Raw genomic sequence first — 20,258 nt, 5'->3', positions numbered from 1 at the left:
AAAAAGCTAATGGGATAGCAAGTTTTTTTCTTGACAAAAGAGATTTTAAAATATACTTTTAATAGGAAAAGGTTTTCCCGGAAGGTGAGGGGAGTATGAATTGAAAAAATTGACCATAAAAGATATTGCAAGGATGGCGGGGGTCTCCATTTCATCTGTTTCGCGAGTCATTAATAATAGTAAACCTGTCAATGATGAAATAAGGGAAAAAGTAGAAAAAGTGATCGAAGAGACAAATTTTCGCCCGAATGCATTAGCTAGAGGATTAATCAATAAATCAACCAACTTAATTGGGGTGATTATACCACAGATTAATTCTATTTCTGCTGATCTTATCAATGGGATTGAAGAGGTTGCTAATCAAAATGGCTACAATATTATTTTAAGTAATTCCCGTTTAGATACAGAGCAAGAATTAAAAGCCATTGATATATTTAAGGAAAAACAGGTGGATGGGATTATTTTGTCCTCAGTAGACATTACAGAGCGACATGTTCATCTCATTCATCATTATAATATTCCATTAGTCGTCGTCGGCCAAAAAACAACAGATAGCTATATACCGTGGGTGGATGTCGATAATTATACGTCAATTACCGAGGTCGTGCGCTATTTAATACGCAGTGGACATGAAGAGATTGGGATGATTCATGGGCCATTAAAAGACAAATCAGCCGGTTATTCACGTTATAAAGCATTTTTGGATGAGATGAAACGCTATCAACTACCGATAAATCCAGATTACCTGGTTGAGAGTGATTTCTCAACAAAAGGTGGTTATAAGGCAATGGAAACGTTACTTAGACGTTCAACCATTCCAACAGCTATCTTATGTGCTTCTGATACAATCGCTATTGGGGATAAGAACTGTGCAGAGGATAGAGGGTATTTTGTTCCAGATGACTTATCTATTGTGGGTTTTGATGATATTGAGATAGCGACCCTGATTCGCCCACAATTGACAACTGTTCGTGTAGATTCCTTTAAAATGGGTTCCCTATCGATGGAGACGTTAATTAAAGTAATCAATGAAGAGGAGTTAGACAAATTAGAGCATTATGTCAATTATAGGCTTATCATTCGCGATAGCGTTAAACTTATAAGAAAAAGATAAAATCATGATGCAGACCATAGAAGCGGGAAGCGTCTTTTTTTTTAAGTGTTGGGAAACCGTTTTCAAAAAAACTATTGAATCATATAAAACGTTACTATATAATTAGTATCAAAAGCTAGGAAAACCTTTTCCTAAATGTTATAGAGTTAAAAGGATTAGGTTTCAAGCACCTAATAAAAGGGAGATGAGCAAATGAATCGTGTTAAGAAAAAAGTAGGCTTGTTTAGAAAGTCAGCTTTAGTTGCGATGGCAATCGCCTTAATCCTTACATTTACAGCGTGTGGGGGGAATCAAAAAGAAGGGGCTTCCGATTCATCCTCTAAAGTCAATATCATTGTTACAAATGGTAAAGGTGAAATTGATGCACAGTTTAAACAAGCAGCTCAAGAATTCATGAAAACAAACCCAGATATTAACGTTGAAGTTCAATCTGTTGCAGTAGGAGATCCATTGAATGTTTTTGACAAATTGACTTCATCTGGGAAAACAGTGACCTTAGCCATGTTTTCTCCTTATGATACCTTACACAAATACAAGGATGTTGGCATTGATCTCTCAAATGAGAAATGGGTAAAGGACACGAATGACGCACTAAAAAATTCGGAAGGTCAAGTGATTGGTTTCCCATTTGCAGTTGAGGGAATGGGTTTGGTATACAATGAAAAAGTAATTGAAAAAGCGATTGGCGGGAAGTTTGATCCTTTCTCAATAAACACACAGGATAAATTAAAGGATCTTCTTGAAAAGATCAAGGCTTCCGGAGTTGAATATCCTATAGCTTATCAAACAGAAGCCTGGTCTGTTGCTAATCACTACAGTTCCCTTTTCTTGAATCAGTCAAGTGACCCCACTGGTCTTTTAGATGACTTAAAAGCGGGAAAACTGGATCTAACCAAAAACAAAGTATGGAATAATTATTACAATACATTAGATCTTCTAACATCCAAAGAATATAACAAGTTCGGAGAACTCCCAATTGGCAAATATTATGATGCGGCACATGTGGCAGTTGGGAAAGGTGAAGCTGCCATCTTGTTTAATGGTAACTGGGCATTTGATTCTTTACAAGCGCTAGCTGGTGATAACTTTGGATTTATGCCGATACCTGTTGATAATAACCCAAATAATCCACTTAACAATAAAATTGCAGCTGGACCAACCCAGATTTTTGTGATCAATAAAAAAGCAACACAAGAACAACAAGAGGCAGCTAAGAAGTTTCTCAATTGGCTTGTCTATGATGAAGCAGGTCAAGATTTTATCGTAAATAAAGCTCAAATTATCTCTGCTTTTACAAATAACCCATTAAAGGTTACCAATCCTTTAGGGGTAGCAATCAGCAACGCAATTGCAAATAATAAAACAATGCCGTTTACTACCAATTATGTCAATACGGGAGATTGGACGACAATTATTGGACCAGAGGTTCAAAAGTATATTGCTGGTCAACAATCAAGAGCGGATTTAGCTAAAGCTTTTGAAAGCTATTACAAAAGTTATAAGGAATAAATGATGGATGGAATGAACATTAAAATACCACGGCGTGGGCGAGTATATAGATCTCGCCCACTTGTTTTAACTAGAAGGATAGGATGTGATGAAATGAAAAAGCGAAAAGGGAAGTTTTCAAATTGGGGTAATTCGATTTTATTCCTTGGACCTACGACATTCTTTTTTGCAATGACCGTAATGATCCCTTTTATATATGGAATTTTTCTTACTCTGAATAAAATGGATACACCATCAGACCCTATGGTATTTTCAGGTTTCTATAACTATCTTAGTGCAATGGAAGATTCGAAATTCTGGGCATCGCTTGGATTGACGCTAAAGTTCATGTTGGCAACGGTCTTTTTTGTAAATATAGTTGGGTTTGGACTGGCCTATCTGGTTACATCGGGCTTAAGGATACAAAACTCTTTAAGAACAGCTTATTTTATGCCAAACCTCATTGGTGGCTTAGTGCTCGGTTACATTTGGCAATTTATATTTGTGCAATCATTGCCTGCCATTGGCGAAAAATTGGATATTCAATGGTTAAAATTAGGCTGGTTGGGTGATCCTCATCTTGCCTTTTGGGCACTTGTCTTGGTAACGATCTGGCAATCGTCAGGATATATGATGATTATTTTTATCGCTGGATTAGTTAGTATACCAAATGATCTAATGGAAGCTGCAAAAATTGATGGAGCTGGTTTTTTCCGTAAAATGTTTCATGTAACGCTTCCACTAATGATACCATCATTTGTTGTAACCACTTTCTTGGCTTTGAAAAATGCATTCATGGTATATGACTTGAACTTCTCATTAACGCAAGGAGGTCCATATAACAGTACCGAAATGGTTTCTATGTATGTTGTAAATAAGGCGTTTGTTCAAGCAAACTATGGCACAGGACAGGCCGAGGCAATGGTGTTATTTTTAATTGTCGCAATTGTCACAGGCATACAGGTATATTTTAGCAAGAAAATGGAGGTTGAGGCATAATGAAGGGAAAAAAAGTGGCGGTATCCATGTTCGCCTATTTAATTGCCATTATTGCGTTGGTTAGCTTTATATTCCCTTTTATTCTACTGATTATAAACTCCTTCAAATCGAATGGCGAAATTTTAGTTAATCCTTTTTCTTTACCAAAAGATTGGAACTGGACACACTTTATCGATGTTTTAGATAAGATGAATTTTTTGGTTACATTTAAAAATACTTTCCTTATCACGAGTATAAGTACACTTTTTATTGTGATCTTTTCCTCTATGGCCGCTTATCATTTGGTCAGGAAACCAACAAAATATAACAAAATATTTTTCATGGGATTAGTCGCTTCCATGGTAATACCATTTCAATCATTGATGATACCACTTATTTATATATATGGAGCCAAACTCCATCTAATTGACGTGATGCCTATCCTTTTATTAATAATGTTTTATATTGGGTTTGGAAGTGCCCTTTCTATCTTTATCTATCATGGATTTATTAAATCCATTCCGGTTGAGATTGAAGAAGCGGCAATAATTGATGGATGCAATACGACACAGACCTTTTTCCTAATTGTATTTCCAATCCTTAAACCTATCACCGTCACGGTTTCGATTCTTAATATCATGTGGATTTGGAATGATTACTTGCTTCCTTCCTTAGTGTTAAGCAACGAAAGCGTGTATACGATGCCAGTGAAAATGAAGGTGTTCAACGGAACATATATGAATAACTGGGAATTATTGATTCCAGCGATACTTTTAACGATTCTACCAATCTTAATCATCTATATGATAGGGCAGAAACACATAATTAGTGGAGTGACACAAGGATCTATTAAATAAACTAAATAATAAAATGGAGAAGGAGATCATGAGATGACAAAAGCATGGTGGAAAGAAGCCGTTGTCTATCAAATCTATCCTCGTAGCTTTATGGATAGCAATGGAGATGGGATTGGTGATTTAAATGGGGTTCTATCTAAATTAGATTACTTGCAACAACTCGGGATAGACGTGATTTGGCTTTGCCCGATCTATAAATCCCCTAACGATGATAATGGATATGATATTTCGGATTATCAAGATATTATGGACGAGTTTGGAACGATGGAGGATTTTGACAAGCTGTTAGAAGAAGTCCATCAACGCGGCATGAAACTGATTTTAGATCTTGTCATCAATCACACGAGTGATGAACATCAATGGTTTATTGAGTCGCGGTCTTCAAAGGATCATCCAAAACGTGATTGGTATATCTGGAGAGATGGCAAAGACGGCAAGGAACCAAATAACTGGGAATCCATTTTTAGTGGTTCAGCATGGAAATACGATGAAAAAACAGACCAGTATTATATGCATATTTTTTCAGAACGTCAACCTGACCTAAATTGGGAAAATCCTGAAGTAAGAAATGCTTTATATGAAATGGTGAATTGGTGGTTAGAAAAAGGAATTGACGGTTTCCGAATTGACGCAATCTCCCACATCAAAAAAGAACCAGGATTTCCCGATATGCCAAACCCACAGAAGCTAGATTACGTTCCATGCTTCCCGAAAATGATGAATGTCGACGGAATTGACCAGTTTCTTACGGAATTTTCCCAAAAAACGATAAAAAACCATGACATCATGACAGTTGGAGAAGCAAATGGTGTTGGGCTTGAGGATGCAGATAAATGGGTTGGTGAAGAAAACGGGTATTTTAATATGATTTTTCAATTTGAATTCTTAAATCTTTGGAAAAGGGATAAAGATGGATCGATTGATGTACAGGCAATAAAGAAAAACCTATCAAAATGGCAGACAGGTTTAGAGGGCAGAGGTTGGAATGCATTATTTATCGAAAATCACGATCAACCACGAAGGGTATCAAGTTGGGGAAATGATAAGAAGTATTGGAAAGAGAGCGCCAAAATGTTAGGGGCCTTATACTTCTTTATGAAAGGGACCCCCTTTATCTACCAAGGGCAAGAAATTGGAATGACCAATGTCCAATTCCCCTCCATTGAAGATTATAATGATGTCGGAATGATCAATTATTACAAAGTACAATCAGTAAAAGGTCATTCTCATGATGAGATCATGAAAGTCATTTGGCAGCAGGGACGAGATAATTCTCGCACGCCGATGCAATGGAATGCTGAGCATATGGCGGGATTTACAACAGCCAATCAAACTTGGCTAAAAATCAATCCTAATTATAAGAAGATTAATGTGGCACAACAAATAGAGGATCCTGATTCAATTTTACATTTCTATCAAAAAATGATTCGCTTAAGAAAAGAGAACCCTTTATTTATTTATTTATGGTAGTTATAAATTGTTGTTGGCAGATCATCCAACTCTATTTATCTATCTTCGCCAGTTAGGTAACCAAAAAGCAATCGTCATCAATCATTTTGGCGAAAAGACAATAAAGTTCACCATGCCGGATAGTGTTTCCTATTCGAGTTCAGAACTTATTCTCAATAATTATAAGGGAGCTGAATTGCAATTAAAGAAAGAACTTACGCTAAAACCATATGAAACTCGCATATATCTATTAAATTAAATCAATAATTATCTATTTCTGGAGGTTCCACATGTATGAATTGAACAGAAAAATAGAATTTCAAGACAAGAAAAACGATATATTAACAGTCGGAGAACTTCTAGTTGATATGATTTCTGAAAATTACGGTGAAAACGATGAATGTGATACGTATCACAGGTTTTTTGGTGGATCACCTTCGAATATTGCAATGAACGTAAAAAAATTAGGCATTCGTTCTATGGTTGCTTCTGCAGTCGGCAAAGACAGATTAGGATCTTTTTTAATCAATCAGTTAAATAAAGAGGGTATTGATACGAGTTGTATTGAGTGTGTAGATGACTCCACAAGCATGGTCGTTGTCACAAAAAGTCAATCAACCCCTATCCCTATTTTTTATAGAGGGGCAGATTATCAGTTGGAATATACTCCAAAGTTGAAGGAATCTTTGCTTGATTCTAAGATCATTCACTTTTCTTGTTGGCCATTATCTAGATTACCTGCACGAAAAACGATTGAAAAAATGATCGAAGAGGTGACCAAGAATCAAATATTGCTTGGTTTTGACCCAAACTATCATCCAATGATATGGCAAAAGGGAGAGAATGGAGCTGAGTATGTGAAATCGATAATAGGAAAGGTGGATATCGTAAAACCCTCTGAGGACGATGCGGAGCGATTATTCGGGAAAGACACTCATGAGAATCAGATCGAAAAGTTTTTAAATCTTGGAGCAAAACTAGTGATTATGACCTTAGGGAAGGACGGGGCCATTGTTTCAAATGGAAAAGAAACGGTTCAATATAACACCTTCGCAACCGATGTTGTCGATACAACGGGTGCTGGTGATGCATTCTGGTCGGGATTTTATACGGCGTTAGTGAAAGGATACACGATTCGTGAAGCAGCAAAATTAGGATTTGCAGTTAGTGCCTACAAGTTAAAATTTATAGGGGCAGTTGTTGATTTGCCTAAGCTTGAAATCATTAAAGAAATGTATGGATTATAGGAGGTTTCGTTATGAACGTAAAAAACCAAGTACAGTTGATTACGTATCCAGATTCTCTTGGTGGGAATTTAAAGAACCTTCATCACGTTCTTTTAAAGTATTTTGTCGATATTTTTAAAGGTGGAGTTCATATCTTGCCACCCTACCCTTCTTCAGGGGATAGAGGATTTGCTCCCATTAACTATTTAGAAATCGACCCGAGGTTTGGGACTTGGGCAGATATAAAGGCTATTGGTGAAAATTTTGATGTTATGCTAGATTTGATGGTCAATCATATTTCTAGGCAGTCTCTTTATTTCCAAGATTTCCTAAAAAAAGGACGCCAATCAGAGTATGCAGATATGTTCATCACCCTAGATAAGATATGGGATGATGGAGAACCTGTACAAGAAGATATTGACAAAATGTTCCTACGGCGACCGCTTCCCTATTCGACTTTTTCAATAAAAGAGACTGGTGAACAGGAGCGGGTTTGGACAACTTTTGGGAAAACTGATCCTTCTGAGCAAATTGATTTAGATATAAAATCACAGAAAGTAAAACAGTTGCTTACCTCTTTTTTTCAAAATTTCAAACAACAGAATGTAAAAATGGTTAGACTTGATGCCGTTGGTTATGTGATTAAAAAGCTAGGTACAAGTTGCTTTTTTGTTGAGCCAGATATTTATGATTTTCTGGATTGGATGAGAGAAATTGCCGATTCGATGGAGATTGAATTACTTCCCGAAGTTCATGCCCACTACTCTATTCAATATAAACTAGCAGAACATGGTTTCTGGATTTATGACTTTATCTTGCCATATAGAATCCTTGATGCATTGGTCAATAAATCGAGTAAAGATCTATTAGATTATCTTAAAAATCGACCTCATAAACAAGTTACGATGCTTGATTGTCATGATGGAATACCAGTTAAGCCAGATTTGGATGATCTGATCGATACAAAGGAAGCAAGGAAACTAGTGAATGTCTGCTTAGAAAGAGGATCGAATCTAAGCCTTATCTTATCCCATGAGCACAAGGATAAGGATGGCTTTGACGTTCACCAAATAAGATGTTCTTATTATTCCGTTCTAAATAGGGATGATGATGCCTACTTAGCTGCCAGAGCGATCCAATTTTTCACTCCGGGAATTCCCCAGGTATATTATGTTGGATTGCTTGCTGGAGAGAATGATATGGAAGGTGTTAAAAAAACTGGTGAAGGCCGTGAAATCAATCGCCACAACTTCAGTTTGGATGAAATTGAGCATTCTCTTAACAAGAAAGTTGTTCAAAGACTTCTACAGCTCATCAGATTTAGAAATGAATATGATGCGTTTAATGGCGAGTTTAAGGTATTAGATTCCGCGCAAGATGAGATTCGGCTTTCCTGGCAAAAAGAAGAGAAACGTTGCACGTTACAAATAGATCTTAAAACGAATAAGTCTGTGATTGAATATGTAGATGAAAAGGATGGGGAGATTCCATACTTCATATAATAAGTTTTTGACAAAAAGACCATTAACTGTTATCAGCTAATGGTCTTTTTACATGGATAATTTAGAATTTTATAGGGGAAAGTTCTATTGAATAAATATTTATTTAAAATTTAGAGATGCGGCATGGTTAAAAGGAATGATGATCGCCGTTCGTCCAGTTGTTGTTATACTTGTGGCACAAGTGGTATATGAAATGGCCAAATTATACAGTTACTCTTAAAGCAAAAAAAGTAACCGCTTACAATATAATCTTAAGTTTCTGAAAATATTGACAAGAAATAATTATGCACATAAAATTGATTTTAATAAAATTTTAAAAAATAAGATAACGTCTCAAATATCGAGACAAATGAAATGTAAAATTTGTAAAATATTGATCATGGGATTGAGACGATGGTAATGGTGGTTTAGTGATGGATTACAGGAATAAAACCGTATTAAAGGGACTAGAAATACTTAACTATTTTAGACAGTATGAACAATTATCAATAGCCGAGATGGCCAGAATGACTGAATTACCTAAAAGCACATTACACAGAATGGTTGTAACTCTTGAAAGTGAAGGCTTTTTAAGAAGAGTTGATAATAGTCAACACAGCTATAGTTTAGGTTTGTCTTTATTGGAATTAGGATACCTTGTTGAGCAACGATTAGAAATTAGAAAAGCTGCCTTTTCGTCGATGACTAAACTAAGGGATCAAGTGAATGAGGCCGTCAATCTCATTGTAGTTGATGGGAATGAAGCCGTTTATATTGAAAAAGTAGATACCTCTCATCCAGTGAGAGTGTATACCCGTGTAGGAAGAAGGGCTCCATTATATGCAGGAGCGTGCCCAAGAATTTTATTATCGTACATGGATGATCAAGAAATTGAACAGCTATTTAATAAGTTTCAATGGCAAAAAATTGCCAATGGAACGATTGTTGATAAGGATTTGCAATTAAAGATGATTGCTCAAGCGAGGGAATCGGGGTATACAGTCAGTTATAATGAACTGGAAAATGGATCAGCAGCAGTAGCGATGCCAATCAGAGACTATACTGGAAAGGTCATTGCGGGTTTAAGTATCGCAGGTCCAATAGATCGTTTTGATTCAAATAGACTTCCTAGTTTAATCCAAGAACTAAAAATTGCCGTCAATGAAATTTCTAGAAACATGGGATTTAGAGAATGAGGTGAGAAGATGGGACAGCATTTACTAGAGGTTAAGGAGCTCCATGTAAATTTTAATTCCAATGAACAAGACTTGAATGTGATAGATGGTGTAAATTTTTACGTAAAAAAAGGAGAATCGCTAGGGATCGTTGGCGAATCAGGGAGTGGAAAAAGCGTTACCTCTTTATCTGTAATGGGTTTACTTCCTCTTAACGGTAAAGTTAAGTATGGAAGTATTCAATTTAAAGATAAAAATATCGTTAATCTAAGTAAAAAAGATTTAAGAAATATTAGAGGCAAAGAAATAGCTATGATTTTCCAGGAACCGATGACTTCCCTAAATCCAGTCTATACCGTAGGGTCGCAAATCATTGAGGTAATTAGGACACATAAAAAAGTTTCCAAAAAGGAAGCAAAAGAGCATGCGATTAAAATGCTTAAGCTTGTAGGAATACCAAGAGCTGAACAAGTGGTTGATGAGTATCCACATCAACTATCTGGTGGGATGAGACAAAGAGTGATGATCGCCATGGCGATGTCATTACATCCTGAGTTATTAATTGCGGACGAGCCTACAACCGCATTAGATGTCACCATTCAAGCTCAAATCTTAGATTTAATGAAAAAGCTACAAAGAGAAATGGAAATGTCCATTATTTTGATTACACACGATCTTGGCGTTGTGTCTGAAATCTGTGATCGAGTAGTGGTAATGTATGCAGGACAAGTGGTAGAAGAGGCAGAAATCGATGACTTATTTGACCATCCTAAACATCCTTATACAATTGGTTTAATTGAGTCAATCCCTACTTTAGAAGAAGAAAAAGAATATCTTTACTCCATCCCTGGTACGGTTCCAAGCCCTGATCAAATGCCATCAGGTTGCCGTTTTGCTCCTCGATGTAGCAAAGCAGAACAACGTTGTTTTCAGCAAGCCCCACCGATGATCCAACTTAAGGAATATAGTCGGGTTAGATGTTGGCTATATGAGGAACAGGGGGTGAAGTAATGAATGAGAAATTAACGGATGATTCTAAAGAGATACTTTTAGAAGTCAAAGGATTAAAGAAATATTTTCCGATTAAAAAAGGTTTATTAAGGAAAACTGTTAATCATGTCAAAGCGGTAGATAACTTGAATTTTTCCATTTTTAAAGGCGAAGTATTTGGTTTAGTAGGAGAGTCTGGATGTGGTAAAACGACTACTGGGAGAATGATAGTTCGCTTACTAGAACCGACTGAAGGAGAAGTGCTTTTTGAAGGTAATAATATCTTAGAATTAAATCAGCAAGAATTACGGAAAAAACGTAAAGATTTTCAAATTGTTTTTCAAGATCCATTTGCATCTTTAAATCCACGGATGACCATTGGTGAAATCATTGAGGAGCCATTAGTGATCTTCAATCAGCTAGAAGCAAAGCAAAGAAAAGAAAGAGTGAAAGAGCTCCTTCAAGTGGTTGGCTTGAAAGAAGAACATATGGACCGCTTTCCCCATGAATTTAGTGGTGGACAGAGACAAAGGATCGGAATTGCTCGGGCCCTAGCCTTGAATCCTAAATTGATTGTGGCAGATGAACCCGTTTCTGCCCTAGATGTTTCCATTCAATCACAGGTTCTTAATTTACTCAAAGATTTACAAAAAAGGTTTGCTTTAACATATCTTTTCATTTCTCATGACTTAAGTGTTATCAAACATTTGTGTGATCGCATTGGGGTAATGTATTTGGGAAGGATGGTGGAGCTTGCTCCAAAGAAGGATCTCTACTATGAACCTTTACATCCTTATACCAGATCATTATTATCTGCGGTTCCTACGACCAATCGAAGAGCAAAAAAAGAACGAATCATCTTATCAGGGGATGTACCAAGTCCGGCTAACCCACCTAGTGGTTGTCCATTCCATACCCGTTGCCCTGAGGTGATGGAGATCTGTAAAGTACAAAGACCTGAATTTCGACAAGTAAATAACGGGCATTATGTCGCCTGTCATTTATATGAATAAAATAAATAAGGGGGAAAAGCAGATGAAAAGAATAACGATGGGTATTTTAGCATTAGTCTTGGTTTTAAGTATGGTATTAGCTGGCTGTTCTTCAAATACGGCTACTGAACCTGCAAAAGACGAAAAACAAAGTGAACAACCCGCAACTGCAAGTAAAAATGAAATTACCATTGGTGTGGTTGGGGATCCTCACAATTGGGATCCTATTGATACTTTCTTACTGGATTGGAGTACGATTGCAACATCCGTTTTTGAAGGCTTAGTCGATCGTACAGTTGATCTAAAAATTCAACCAGGCTTAGCAGAATCTTGGCAGTTTTTGGATGATCAAACACTTCAATTTAAACTTCGTCAAGGGGTTCAATTCCACAACGGTGAACCATTTAATGCTGAAGCTGTCAAATTTACCTTTGACCGATTACTTGGTGAAGAAGGTAAAAAAGGACCCCAGCAGGCAAACTATACATCGATTGACCATGTAGAAATCGTTGACGAATATACCGTTAACTTTATTCTTAAAACTAAAGACCCGGTATTGCTTACTAAATTAGCCGGTTATGGTGGGGTAATCGTACCACCGAAATATATTCAAGAAAAAGGTGACGAGTATTTTAATGAGCATCCAGTAGGCACTGGCCCATTTAAAATGACGACTTATGAGAAAGATAACAAGGTAGTCTTAGAGAAAAACGAAAATTACTGGAAAGAGGGATTACCTAAGTTAGATAAAGTGACATTCCGAATTATTCCAGAGGCAACAACAAGATTAGCTGAACTACAAACAGGAGCCATCGATGTGATGAAGGCAGTAGCGATTAGTCAAGCTGCGACAGTTGAAAAGGAGGAAAAAGTAGACTTAGTACCAGTTGGCGCACCAACAGTTTATTCGATTCGATTTGATACATCTAAGCCACCTGTTGATAATCCAAAAGTTAGAGAAGCAATTGCTTTAGCTATTGATGCTGATACGATTATAGAAACTGTCTTAAATGGATACGGGAAACGGATCTCCACTTTCCAAAGTGAAATGTCCTTTGGTAACGATCCATCTCTTCCCTTTAGAGAATTTAATCCTGAAAAGGCTAAACAATTATTAAAAGAAGCAGGTGTTAAGGAAGGTACTGCCTTAGATTTTTACTTCCCTGGTAATGATGCAATCTTTAAAGAAGTCGCTCAAGCGGTTCAAATCTATCTTAAAGATGTAGGCATTCAGGTGAATATAAACCCAGTCGATAGCTCTACATTTATATCTGACCTAATTCCAAATGGTAAAGCAGGACATATGTATCGCCAAGGTTGGGGTGGCTGGACTTTAGACTTTGATAATACAGCCTATCTACTCTACCATAAAGGGGAATTCTGGAACCCAGATTTTTATGATGAGAAAGTAGAGCAATATCTCGCTGAGGAGCGTTCTACTTTTGATGAGGCTAAACGTTTGGAAGCCTTTAAGAAATTAGATGCAAGGTTGTATGAATTAGTACCAGATGTTCCACTATATCAATCCGTTAATCTCTGGGCTGTCAGTAAGAAAGTGAAGGGATTTACCCCTCCAGCAGATGAGAGAATTCGTTTAGAAGAGGTTACCGTAGAATAAGTGAATTTGTAAAATAAAAGATAATATAGGTTTTGTAATATTTTAATTAGCTAGAAAAGAGAGGGAGGATGGGAGTTAATCTTGTCCTCCCCATATAGTCTAAAGGGGGGAGAATCAGTTGGCAGCATTTATTGTCAGAAGAATTGGACATAGTATATTAGTGGTCTTAGCATTATCATTACTTATTTTCTTTGCCATTCGCCTTACAGGAGACCCTGTTGCAGTGATGTTTCAAGCAGGTGAACCGACAAAAGAGGCCATTGATCAATTACGAACCCAGTTAGGATTGGATCAACCGCTTTATATCCAATATTCAATATTTCTTAAGAAGCTAATTGTTGGAGATTTAGGAGAGTCATTTAGGACTGGTGAAAAGGTCATCACGATGATCTTTGATCGAATGACTGCAACCTTATTACTAGCTATTGCTGGGCTAGCCATCGCTTTATTGATCGCTTTACCGGTTGGGGTCCTATCTGCCGTGAAAAAAGGAACAAGTGTTGACTTTTTTGGACGGATCTTTGCATTATTAGGGATTTCTTTTCCTAACTTTTGGTTAGGAATCATGTTTATTTTAATTTTTGCTGTTCGTTTACAGTGGTTTCCGGCATCAGGATATGAAGGAGTCAAATATTTATTTTTACCTGCATTTACCCTTGGCTTAATTTTATCGGGGATTTTAGCGAGGTTAATTCGGTCATCAATGTTGGAGGTTCTTAATCAGCAATATATCAGTACCGCACGTTCAAAAGGGTTGAGTGAATGGTTAGTGATTATTAAACATGCCTTAAGGAATGCTTTAGTTCCTACTGTTACTTTTATCGGCTTGCAATTTGGGACGTTATTAGGCGGAACGGTCATTGTTGAACAAGTTTTTTCCTGGCCGGGTGTTGGCCGACTTTTAATCGATGCCGTGAATCAAAGGGATTTCCCTGTGATTCAAGGAGCAGTTATCTATTTAGCTTTAGTCATGGTTTTAGTTAATCTGTTGGTAGATATTAGTTATAGTTTTATTGATCCACGAATCAAAGTGGGAGGAGGGAAGAATGAATGAATACTGAGCAAACAAAAGTGCTAGAGGTAACAATAGTAAATGACACGTCTACCAAAACAAGCAAAAAGAAAAAGGCAGGAATATTCAAAAAAGCAACGAAAAATGTATGGGCCTTAATCGGAATTCTACTCGTTTTAATCAGTATATTATCGGCTACCTTTGCTCCAGTGATTGCACCTTTTGAACCAGATCAAGCTGATCTTAGAGCCCGTTTAGCACCTCCATCATGGGCGGATGAATCAGGTGAATCCCCCTATCTCTTAGGTTCGGATCAGGTAGGTAGAGACCTATTAACAAGAATTATATATGGTGCACGAATCTCCCTAATGGTAGGAATTATATCAGTTTTAATCTCCATGGTCATTGGAGTAATATTGGGCTTGATCGCCGGTTATTTTGGCAAATGGGCTGACGATCTCATAATGCGACTTGGAGATATTCAATTAGCCTTACCCTTTATCTTGATTGCCATTTTGATGATGGCGATTATCGGAAATGGTTTATGGAAGTTGATTATCGTCTTAGGAATTAGTAACTGGGTTGGCTTTGCTCGTTTAGTTAGAGGTCAAGTAATGTCCGTTAAAGAAATGGAATATGTTCAGGCTGCACGTTCAATTGGTGCTAGCCATATTAGAATTATGAGAAAACATTTGTTACCTAATGTGGCTTCTTCAATTATCGTATTAGCCACACTTAATGTTGCTGTTAACATTCTTTTAGAAGCCTCTTTAACGTTTATTGGATTAGGAGTTGATCCTTCCATTCCAGCTTGGGGAAGTATGTTAGCAGATGGACGTAACTATATCGATTCTGCTTGGTGGGTAGCTACCTTCCCAGGAATTGCTATCATGATGACCGTACTTGGCTTTAATTTGGTCGGTGATTGGTTGCGTGATGAATTTGATCCTAATTTAAAAGCCTAAGTGTAATAAATGGTGTATAAGAATGAAAGAGATAGTTTGCTAATGAAAGATAATAGAAGAAAGAATAGTCGAAAAGGTAGGGAGGAGGGAGTGAATCGTGGATATACGAAAAATCTTTACCACAGAAGGATTTTTGGCTGATCGCAATCAAGATGGAGTTACAGATGCTCTTACGGTCTCGGTTCAGATCGAGCAGCAACTGGTTGTTTATGGCATCATTGATTTTCTTGCACGACTTGGTTTAGAGACCAGTGAACTAACCTTCCCTATTATCGATAAACAATTAGAGGAAGGGGATTGGCTCTTCTTGATCCGTCAAAGAGACTATTTTGATTGGAGTAGAGAAGATCAAGACTTAGTCAATAGTGAGGCCAGTTTATTTTTGGATGAAGATAAGAGAACAGTAATCTTAGAAGGAAACAATGAAACAAGCATTGATAAAATGTTACGCTGGTTAGCTGCTTACTGGCCAGAAGGCGTCAGTTGTAACGAAGAACAAAGGATTACTAAACTGGAATGGCGATTAAATCAAGTGTTTGCCATCAACGATCATGGAGACCAAAGTCCAATTCAGATCACCAATGATCGCCAAACCGCTGATCAATTACCAAAAGAAAAAGAACGAGAAGAATTAGAATGGAAGCCACTCGATAGTTTAAGCCAATTATGGACAGAAATAGGTTTTTATCAAGGTGGACGTGTTGATCTAAATAGTCAACTAAACATAGGCTTCGAATTTAGTCTTAATCAACCACATCATTTTATGATTAAAGAAAGTGCTCATCTTGCAGCCAAATTAGGCTTATATGCCACTGGGATCAAATTTCCAATCACTGGGTTTGATCTAACTCAAGATAAAACCAATAAAAAAGAACTAATCTTTAAATTCATAGAATGTTCTCAACAAGACCAGCCAAAGGGAGATACTCCGAATGGTGCAGAGCTATTGCTTAGCCAACCAAGGCAAACCACTTCTGAATTGGATCATCAAGCGCTACTGCCTCAGATCATTGAACTCAAAGGGACTGCTGACGGTATCACAGCCATGATTCAATATTTGAATCAAACTTATCCAGTGGCAGAAGGGGGAAGTTTTGGACGCTGGGAACAAGAACTCCTAAATCAAGATCACAAACCAATAGATTTTCCATTATGGAAAAAGTGGGAGTGGCATAATCAAGGTGAACTCAATGATTTTAAACAGTGGTGGGAGCAGATAAAAGTAGAATTGCGAAAGAACTACTTTCATCATTCAACAGTTAATCAAATAGGAGAAGTTGAAGAGAAAGAATTTGTAGAAAGGATCAACCTAGAAGTTTTTCTTTCAGAACCTTATCAGATTCGCAAAGCTCTTGAAACTCAATTAGCTGAAGAACTAGCTCAGTTGTTTTCTACTACTAACAATAATACAATCACTGTTCATATTTATTCTGCCTATAAACCGGGATTCCATTGGATCAAAGAACAACTCAGTGAAGAATTAAAAAAATTACAAGTAAACCATTCAATTGATCGGCTCAAAATTTATTTTCAAAAGGAAACTCGTGAAAATGGATTAGAATTAGAGATTCGTTGGCTTCAAGAAATGTATCCCATTGATCAATGGTTAGAGAAACATTTAGGAATCCAACTTGATCACATTGAATGGGTCATGAAAGAAGATTTAGAAAGTACCTATTTTCTGGAAGCTTATCATGATTACCAATGTATAGGGACATGGAGTTTAAATGTACCAGTTGCACCAATGCTCTATTTAAATGATCAATATAGCTATCCAACAACTGGAAATGCTAGAATAATTTTGAATGAAAAAGAGATTAATGCAAAACAGATCTCGACTGACCGGGAACGCTTTTGGCGAGAATACCGATTTAACGTTTTACCTCAGATTGAAAAACTAATTCAAGAACAACTTAGTAAAGATACCTATATTGAGTCAGGTTTGAGTCCTTTGTTCCATTCCTTAGAAGTTCATGTTTGGCTTAGTGAGGAAGAAGAACGTTTAAATATCCAGGAAGAGAGAATTTCTGCTCTTGAAGCATTACATGAGGATCTTTACTTTTTTACGCTAGATTACTTCGCAGACTTAGGGAAACGGATAACGGGTCAGGAGTGGAATAGTCCCGGCGCGATAAAACCGTTCCTTCATTTAAACCAAAATCAAGCGCCAAAAGCAGAGATTATTCTACGTCGTTACCAACCAAGGCCAAAACGAAAGATGAAAACGACCAAGTTATGGATAGATCACCAAAACCCAGAGCAGCTGATTGCAGTAGTTGAAGAAGAAACGGATCCTAGACAAACACCGATTCAACATCAAGTGCCAATAAAAATCAATAATGATACCAATCATCATAAGTCTCAAGTCCATGTATTTGAGTGGACCGTAAAGCACTCTTTTGAGGGAAGACCCATCCAAGCGCTTGAAGTGACAAGTCATAGGGTTTCGCAATTTCGTTCTACTCATAAACTGTCTCTGTTTAAACCAACGATATTAATCGAAACAGGGCATCATGCAAATGAAGTTTCAAGTATGCCAGCGATTAAGGAATTGGTTACCGAAATCATAAATCAGCATCCAGATTGGCTTAAACGCGTAAATTTAGTCGTCATCCCTCAAGCGAATCCAGATGGAGTAGCACTTCATCAACGGTTGACGGCAGAACACCCAGAATGGAAGCATCATGCTGCACGCTTTAATGCAGTAGGCTTAGAATATGCGTACCATCGTTTTAAGGAGACCTTATTTGGAGAAGCTGAGGTTGTCCCAACCCTCTTTTATCGTTGGTTACCAGATGTAATAATTGATGATCATGGTATTCCTTCCCATGAATGGACTCAGCCATTTGCCGGTTACAATAGTCCACCAAGGTTTCCAGTCTCATATTGGATCCCGATTTCCTTAATCTATGGTATTACCAAAAAGCTAGATCAGGACAAATACCCGAAACATTACCAAATCTTACAACAAGTAATCAAGGAGATTAACCGAGGATTTGAACAATCTTCATTACAACAGAAAAATCGTCAATATCAATTGTTTTATCAACGATATGGTCATCAATGGTGTCCAGAGACTTTTCCTTTAGAAAAAGAGAGTGAATTAATTTTCTACGAATGGCCAACCCAAGTAGATCAAAAGTCGACCAGTCTGATTGCAAGGCATCCAGAATGGGTTACATTAGATATCATCTCCGAGGCGGCTGATGAAACCGTGTATGATCAAGCATTAAGAGAATGCATGGATGCTCATCAAGTTTTTGATCGTTCAATTATTGGCTGGATTGCAAACAGACCTCAGTCTGTGACTAAAATATCGAATAATGGTTGGATTCGCTGGTTTAGAAAAAGACCACTTCAATGATAGGAGGATAATTCGTGAAAAAATTACTATTGACAGGATTTGAGCCTTTTTTAGACTTTCCTTTTAACCCCAGTCAGGTGATTGCCAATCAATTAAATGGCAAAACGATTGGTCAATACCAAGTAGTAGGAAAGATCTTGCCTGTGGAATTCTCTCGTTCGGCAAAGGTGCTTTTAGATTATTTTTATCAAGAAAAACCTGATGTGGTTATTTCGCTGGGCTTAGCGGGGGGAGGGATCGAATCACGCCAGAGCGGGTTGCCATCAACTGTAATGATGGTCCGAGAGATAATACAGGAGTAGTGCTGATTGATCAAGCGATTATAGAGGAGGCACCAGCCGCATATTTTAGCACGCTTCCGATCCGCAAAATGGTAGACCGATTAACCAAACATAATTTTCCTGCTGAAATTTCTAATAGTGCTGGAACGTATCTCTGTAATAATGTCATGTTCCAAATGTTACATGAAATTGAGTCTAAGAAACTTAATGTAAAATCTGGTTTTATCCATATACCTGCATCCTATGAGTTGGCGATTAAAAAGTCAAATCTGCCAAGTTGGCCGATGGAAGCTATGATTAAAGCGATAACCTTAGTGATTGAAGCACTTGATGCTGATGATGAAGCATGATAAAACACATATTGTTAGACGGATTCACGTACGGATCTATGAGAAGCGTATGATACGTTATTGATATAATCACGAAATTGCACGTTTTTTAACAAGATTGTTATGATTTGTTATGTTATTGCACATCAATGGTGATGTGCTTTTTTAAAAGGGAGATAAAAGGGATGAGTTTAAGTGTATTTACTTTTATTATAATGATTGGTGTATTATCACCCGTTTTGACTTTTATTTTATTTTTTTCTAGCGCTTACTTTGAACGGGAAGTCGAATACTCTGAAATTAAATATCATCAAGAACAATTGGAAAAAGAATTAGAATATAGTGAGTTAATTCAATTAAGTCAACAAATTCAACCTCATTTTCTGTCTAATTCTATTAATGCCCTATTATCTTTGGCAAGATTGGATCGAAAACAAGAACTTATCAAAGCTATCGAACATCTTTCTCTATTTTTACGATATAAATACCAAAACAAACAGTACCTTTCACAGATTAGAAAAGAGTTAGAGTATACAAAACATTATCTAGCGATTCAACAATTACGTTATGGGAAAAGGCTCTCGATACATTATGATATAGATGATGATTTATTAGACAATTCTATTCCACCATATCTGATTCAAACCTTAGTAGAAAATGCATTTAAACATGGGTTAGAAAAAAAATATGGGGATATGATATTGAAAATGATCTTACAAACTAAGAACAATCAACATCATTTGATTGTACAGGATAATGGACCAAATTGGGAAGAAACGGATCAAACAAAAAGGAAGTTGGGAATAGGATTACAAAATATTGAAAATCGTTTAAATCTACTATATCAGGATCAATGGAAATTAGAACTCATGCGTAAGGATGAGTACACTTGGATAGAATGCGTTTGGCCTATGGAAAAGAAAAAGGGGGACAAGTAAC

14 protein-coding genes and 2 pseudogenes are annotated in these 20,258 nt (G+C 37.0%); all 16 read left to right on the top strand.

Translation table 11 applies throughout. From position 1 onward, the window contains the following. Window positions 1–100 precede the first annotated feature (100 nt). The 16 genes and pseudogenes from U473_RS11640 (at window position 101) to U473_RS11565 (ending at window position 20,257) form a co-directional block, all read left to right on the top strand. Window positions 101–1,114 carry a LacI family DNA-binding transcriptional regulator gene (locus U473_RS11640; RefSeq protein ID WP_082732525.1) on the top strand — a complete coding sequence of 338 codons (1,014 nt, stop codon included), beginning with the start codon at window positions 101–103 and terminating at the stop codon, window positions 1,112–1,114. 192 nt (window positions 1,115–1,306) lie between these two features. Further along, complete coding sequence (locus tag U473_RS11635; RefSeq protein WP_082732524.1) at window positions 1,307–2,623, top strand: ABC transporter substrate-binding protein; 1,317 nt, start codon at window positions 1,307–1,309, stop codon at window positions 2,621–2,623. A 93-nt stretch (window positions 2,624–2,716) separates the two neighbouring features. After that, window positions 2,717–3,601 carry a carbohydrate ABC transporter permease gene (locus tag U473_RS11630; protein WP_068726543.1) on the top strand — a complete coding sequence of 295 codons (885 nt, stop codon included), beginning with the start codon at window positions 2,717–2,719 and terminating at the stop codon, window positions 3,599–3,601. Further along, a complete protein-coding gene (locus tag U473_RS11625; protein WP_068726542.1) occupies window positions 3,601–4,437 on the top strand; it encodes a carbohydrate ABC transporter permease in 837 nt (278 codons plus the stop codon). The genes U473_RS11630 and U473_RS11625 overlap by 1 nt, the downstream gene beginning before the upstream one ends. Window positions 4,438–4,470: 33 nt before the next feature. Beyond that, window positions 4,471–6,145, top strand: a pseudogene (locus tag U473_RS11620) (glycoside hydrolase family 13 protein). Between the two features lie 31 nt (window positions 6,146–6,176). Then, window positions 6,177–7,133 (top strand): carbohydrate kinase family protein, encoded by a 957-nt coding sequence (locus tag U473_RS11615; RefSeq protein ID WP_068726541.1) that lies wholly within the window; start codon window positions 6,177–6,179, stop codon window positions 7,131–7,133. A gap of 11 nt (window positions 7,134–7,144) precedes the next feature. Then, on the top strand, window positions 7,145–8,614 hold the full coding sequence (gtfA, locus tag U473_RS11610; RefSeq protein WP_068726540.1) for a sucrose phosphorylase: 1,470 nt from the start codon (window positions 7,145–7,147) through the stop codon (window positions 8,612–8,614). A gap of 413 nt (window positions 8,615–9,027) precedes the next feature. Further along, window positions 9,028–9,789 (top strand): IclR family transcriptional regulator, encoded by a 762-nt coding sequence (locus tag U473_RS11605; protein WP_068726539.1) that lies wholly within the window; start codon window positions 9,028–9,030, stop codon window positions 9,787–9,789. A 9-nt stretch (window positions 9,790–9,798) separates the two neighbouring features. Beyond that, complete coding sequence (locus U473_RS11600) at window positions 9,799–10,779, top strand: ABC transporter ATP-binding protein (RefSeq protein WP_068726538.1); 981 nt, start codon at window positions 9,799–9,801, stop codon at window positions 10,777–10,779. Next, the gene (locus tag U473_RS11595; protein WP_068726536.1) at window positions 10,779–11,771 is read left to right on the top strand and encodes an ABC transporter ATP-binding protein; all 993 of its coding nucleotides are present in this window, start codon (window positions 10,779–10,781) and stop codon (window positions 11,769–11,771) included. The genes U473_RS11600 and U473_RS11595 overlap by 1 nt, the downstream gene beginning before the upstream one ends. Before the next feature lie 22 nt (window positions 11,772–11,793). After that, window positions 11,794–13,368, top strand: coding sequence for an ABC transporter substrate-binding protein (locus U473_RS11590; protein WP_068726534.1), 1,575 nt, complete (start codon window positions 11,794–11,796; stop codon window positions 13,366–13,368). A 118-nt stretch (window positions 13,369–13,486) separates the two neighbouring features. Next, entirely contained in the window at window positions 13,487–14,422 is a 936-nt protein-coding gene (nikB, locus tag U473_RS11585; RefSeq protein ID WP_068726532.1) for a nickel ABC transporter permease, read from the top strand. Then, on the top strand, window positions 14,419–15,345 hold the full coding sequence (locus U473_RS11580) for an ABC transporter permease (protein ID WP_082732523.1): 927 nt from the start codon (window positions 14,419–14,421) through the stop codon (window positions 15,343–15,345). Before nikB ends, U473_RS11580 begins: the two co-directional genes overlap by 4 nt. A gap of 97 nt (window positions 15,346–15,442) precedes the next feature. Next, window positions 15,443–18,709, top strand: coding sequence for a M14 family metallopeptidase (locus U473_RS11575; protein ID WP_082732522.1), 3,267 nt, complete (start codon window positions 15,443–15,445; stop codon window positions 18,707–18,709). Window positions 18,710–18,723: 14 nt separating this feature from the next. After that, window positions 18,724–19,340, top strand: a pseudogene (gene pcp, locus U473_RS15735) (pyroglutamyl-peptidase I). A gap of 164 nt (window positions 19,341–19,504) precedes the next feature. Further along, entirely contained in the window at window positions 19,505–20,257 is a 753-nt protein-coding gene (locus U473_RS11565) for a sensor histidine kinase (protein WP_068726527.1), read from the top strand. The last annotated feature ends 1 nt before the right edge of the window (window position 20,258 follow it).

Source organism: Tepidibacillus decaturensis, assembly GCF_001561915.1.
Taxonomy (GTDB): domain Bacteria; phylum Bacillota; class Bacilli; order Tepidibacillales; family Tepidibacillaceae; genus Tepidibacillus_B; species Tepidibacillus_B infernus.
Note: the sequence above shows the minus strand (reverse complement) of the source record. Positions and strands in the feature narration are given on the sequence as shown.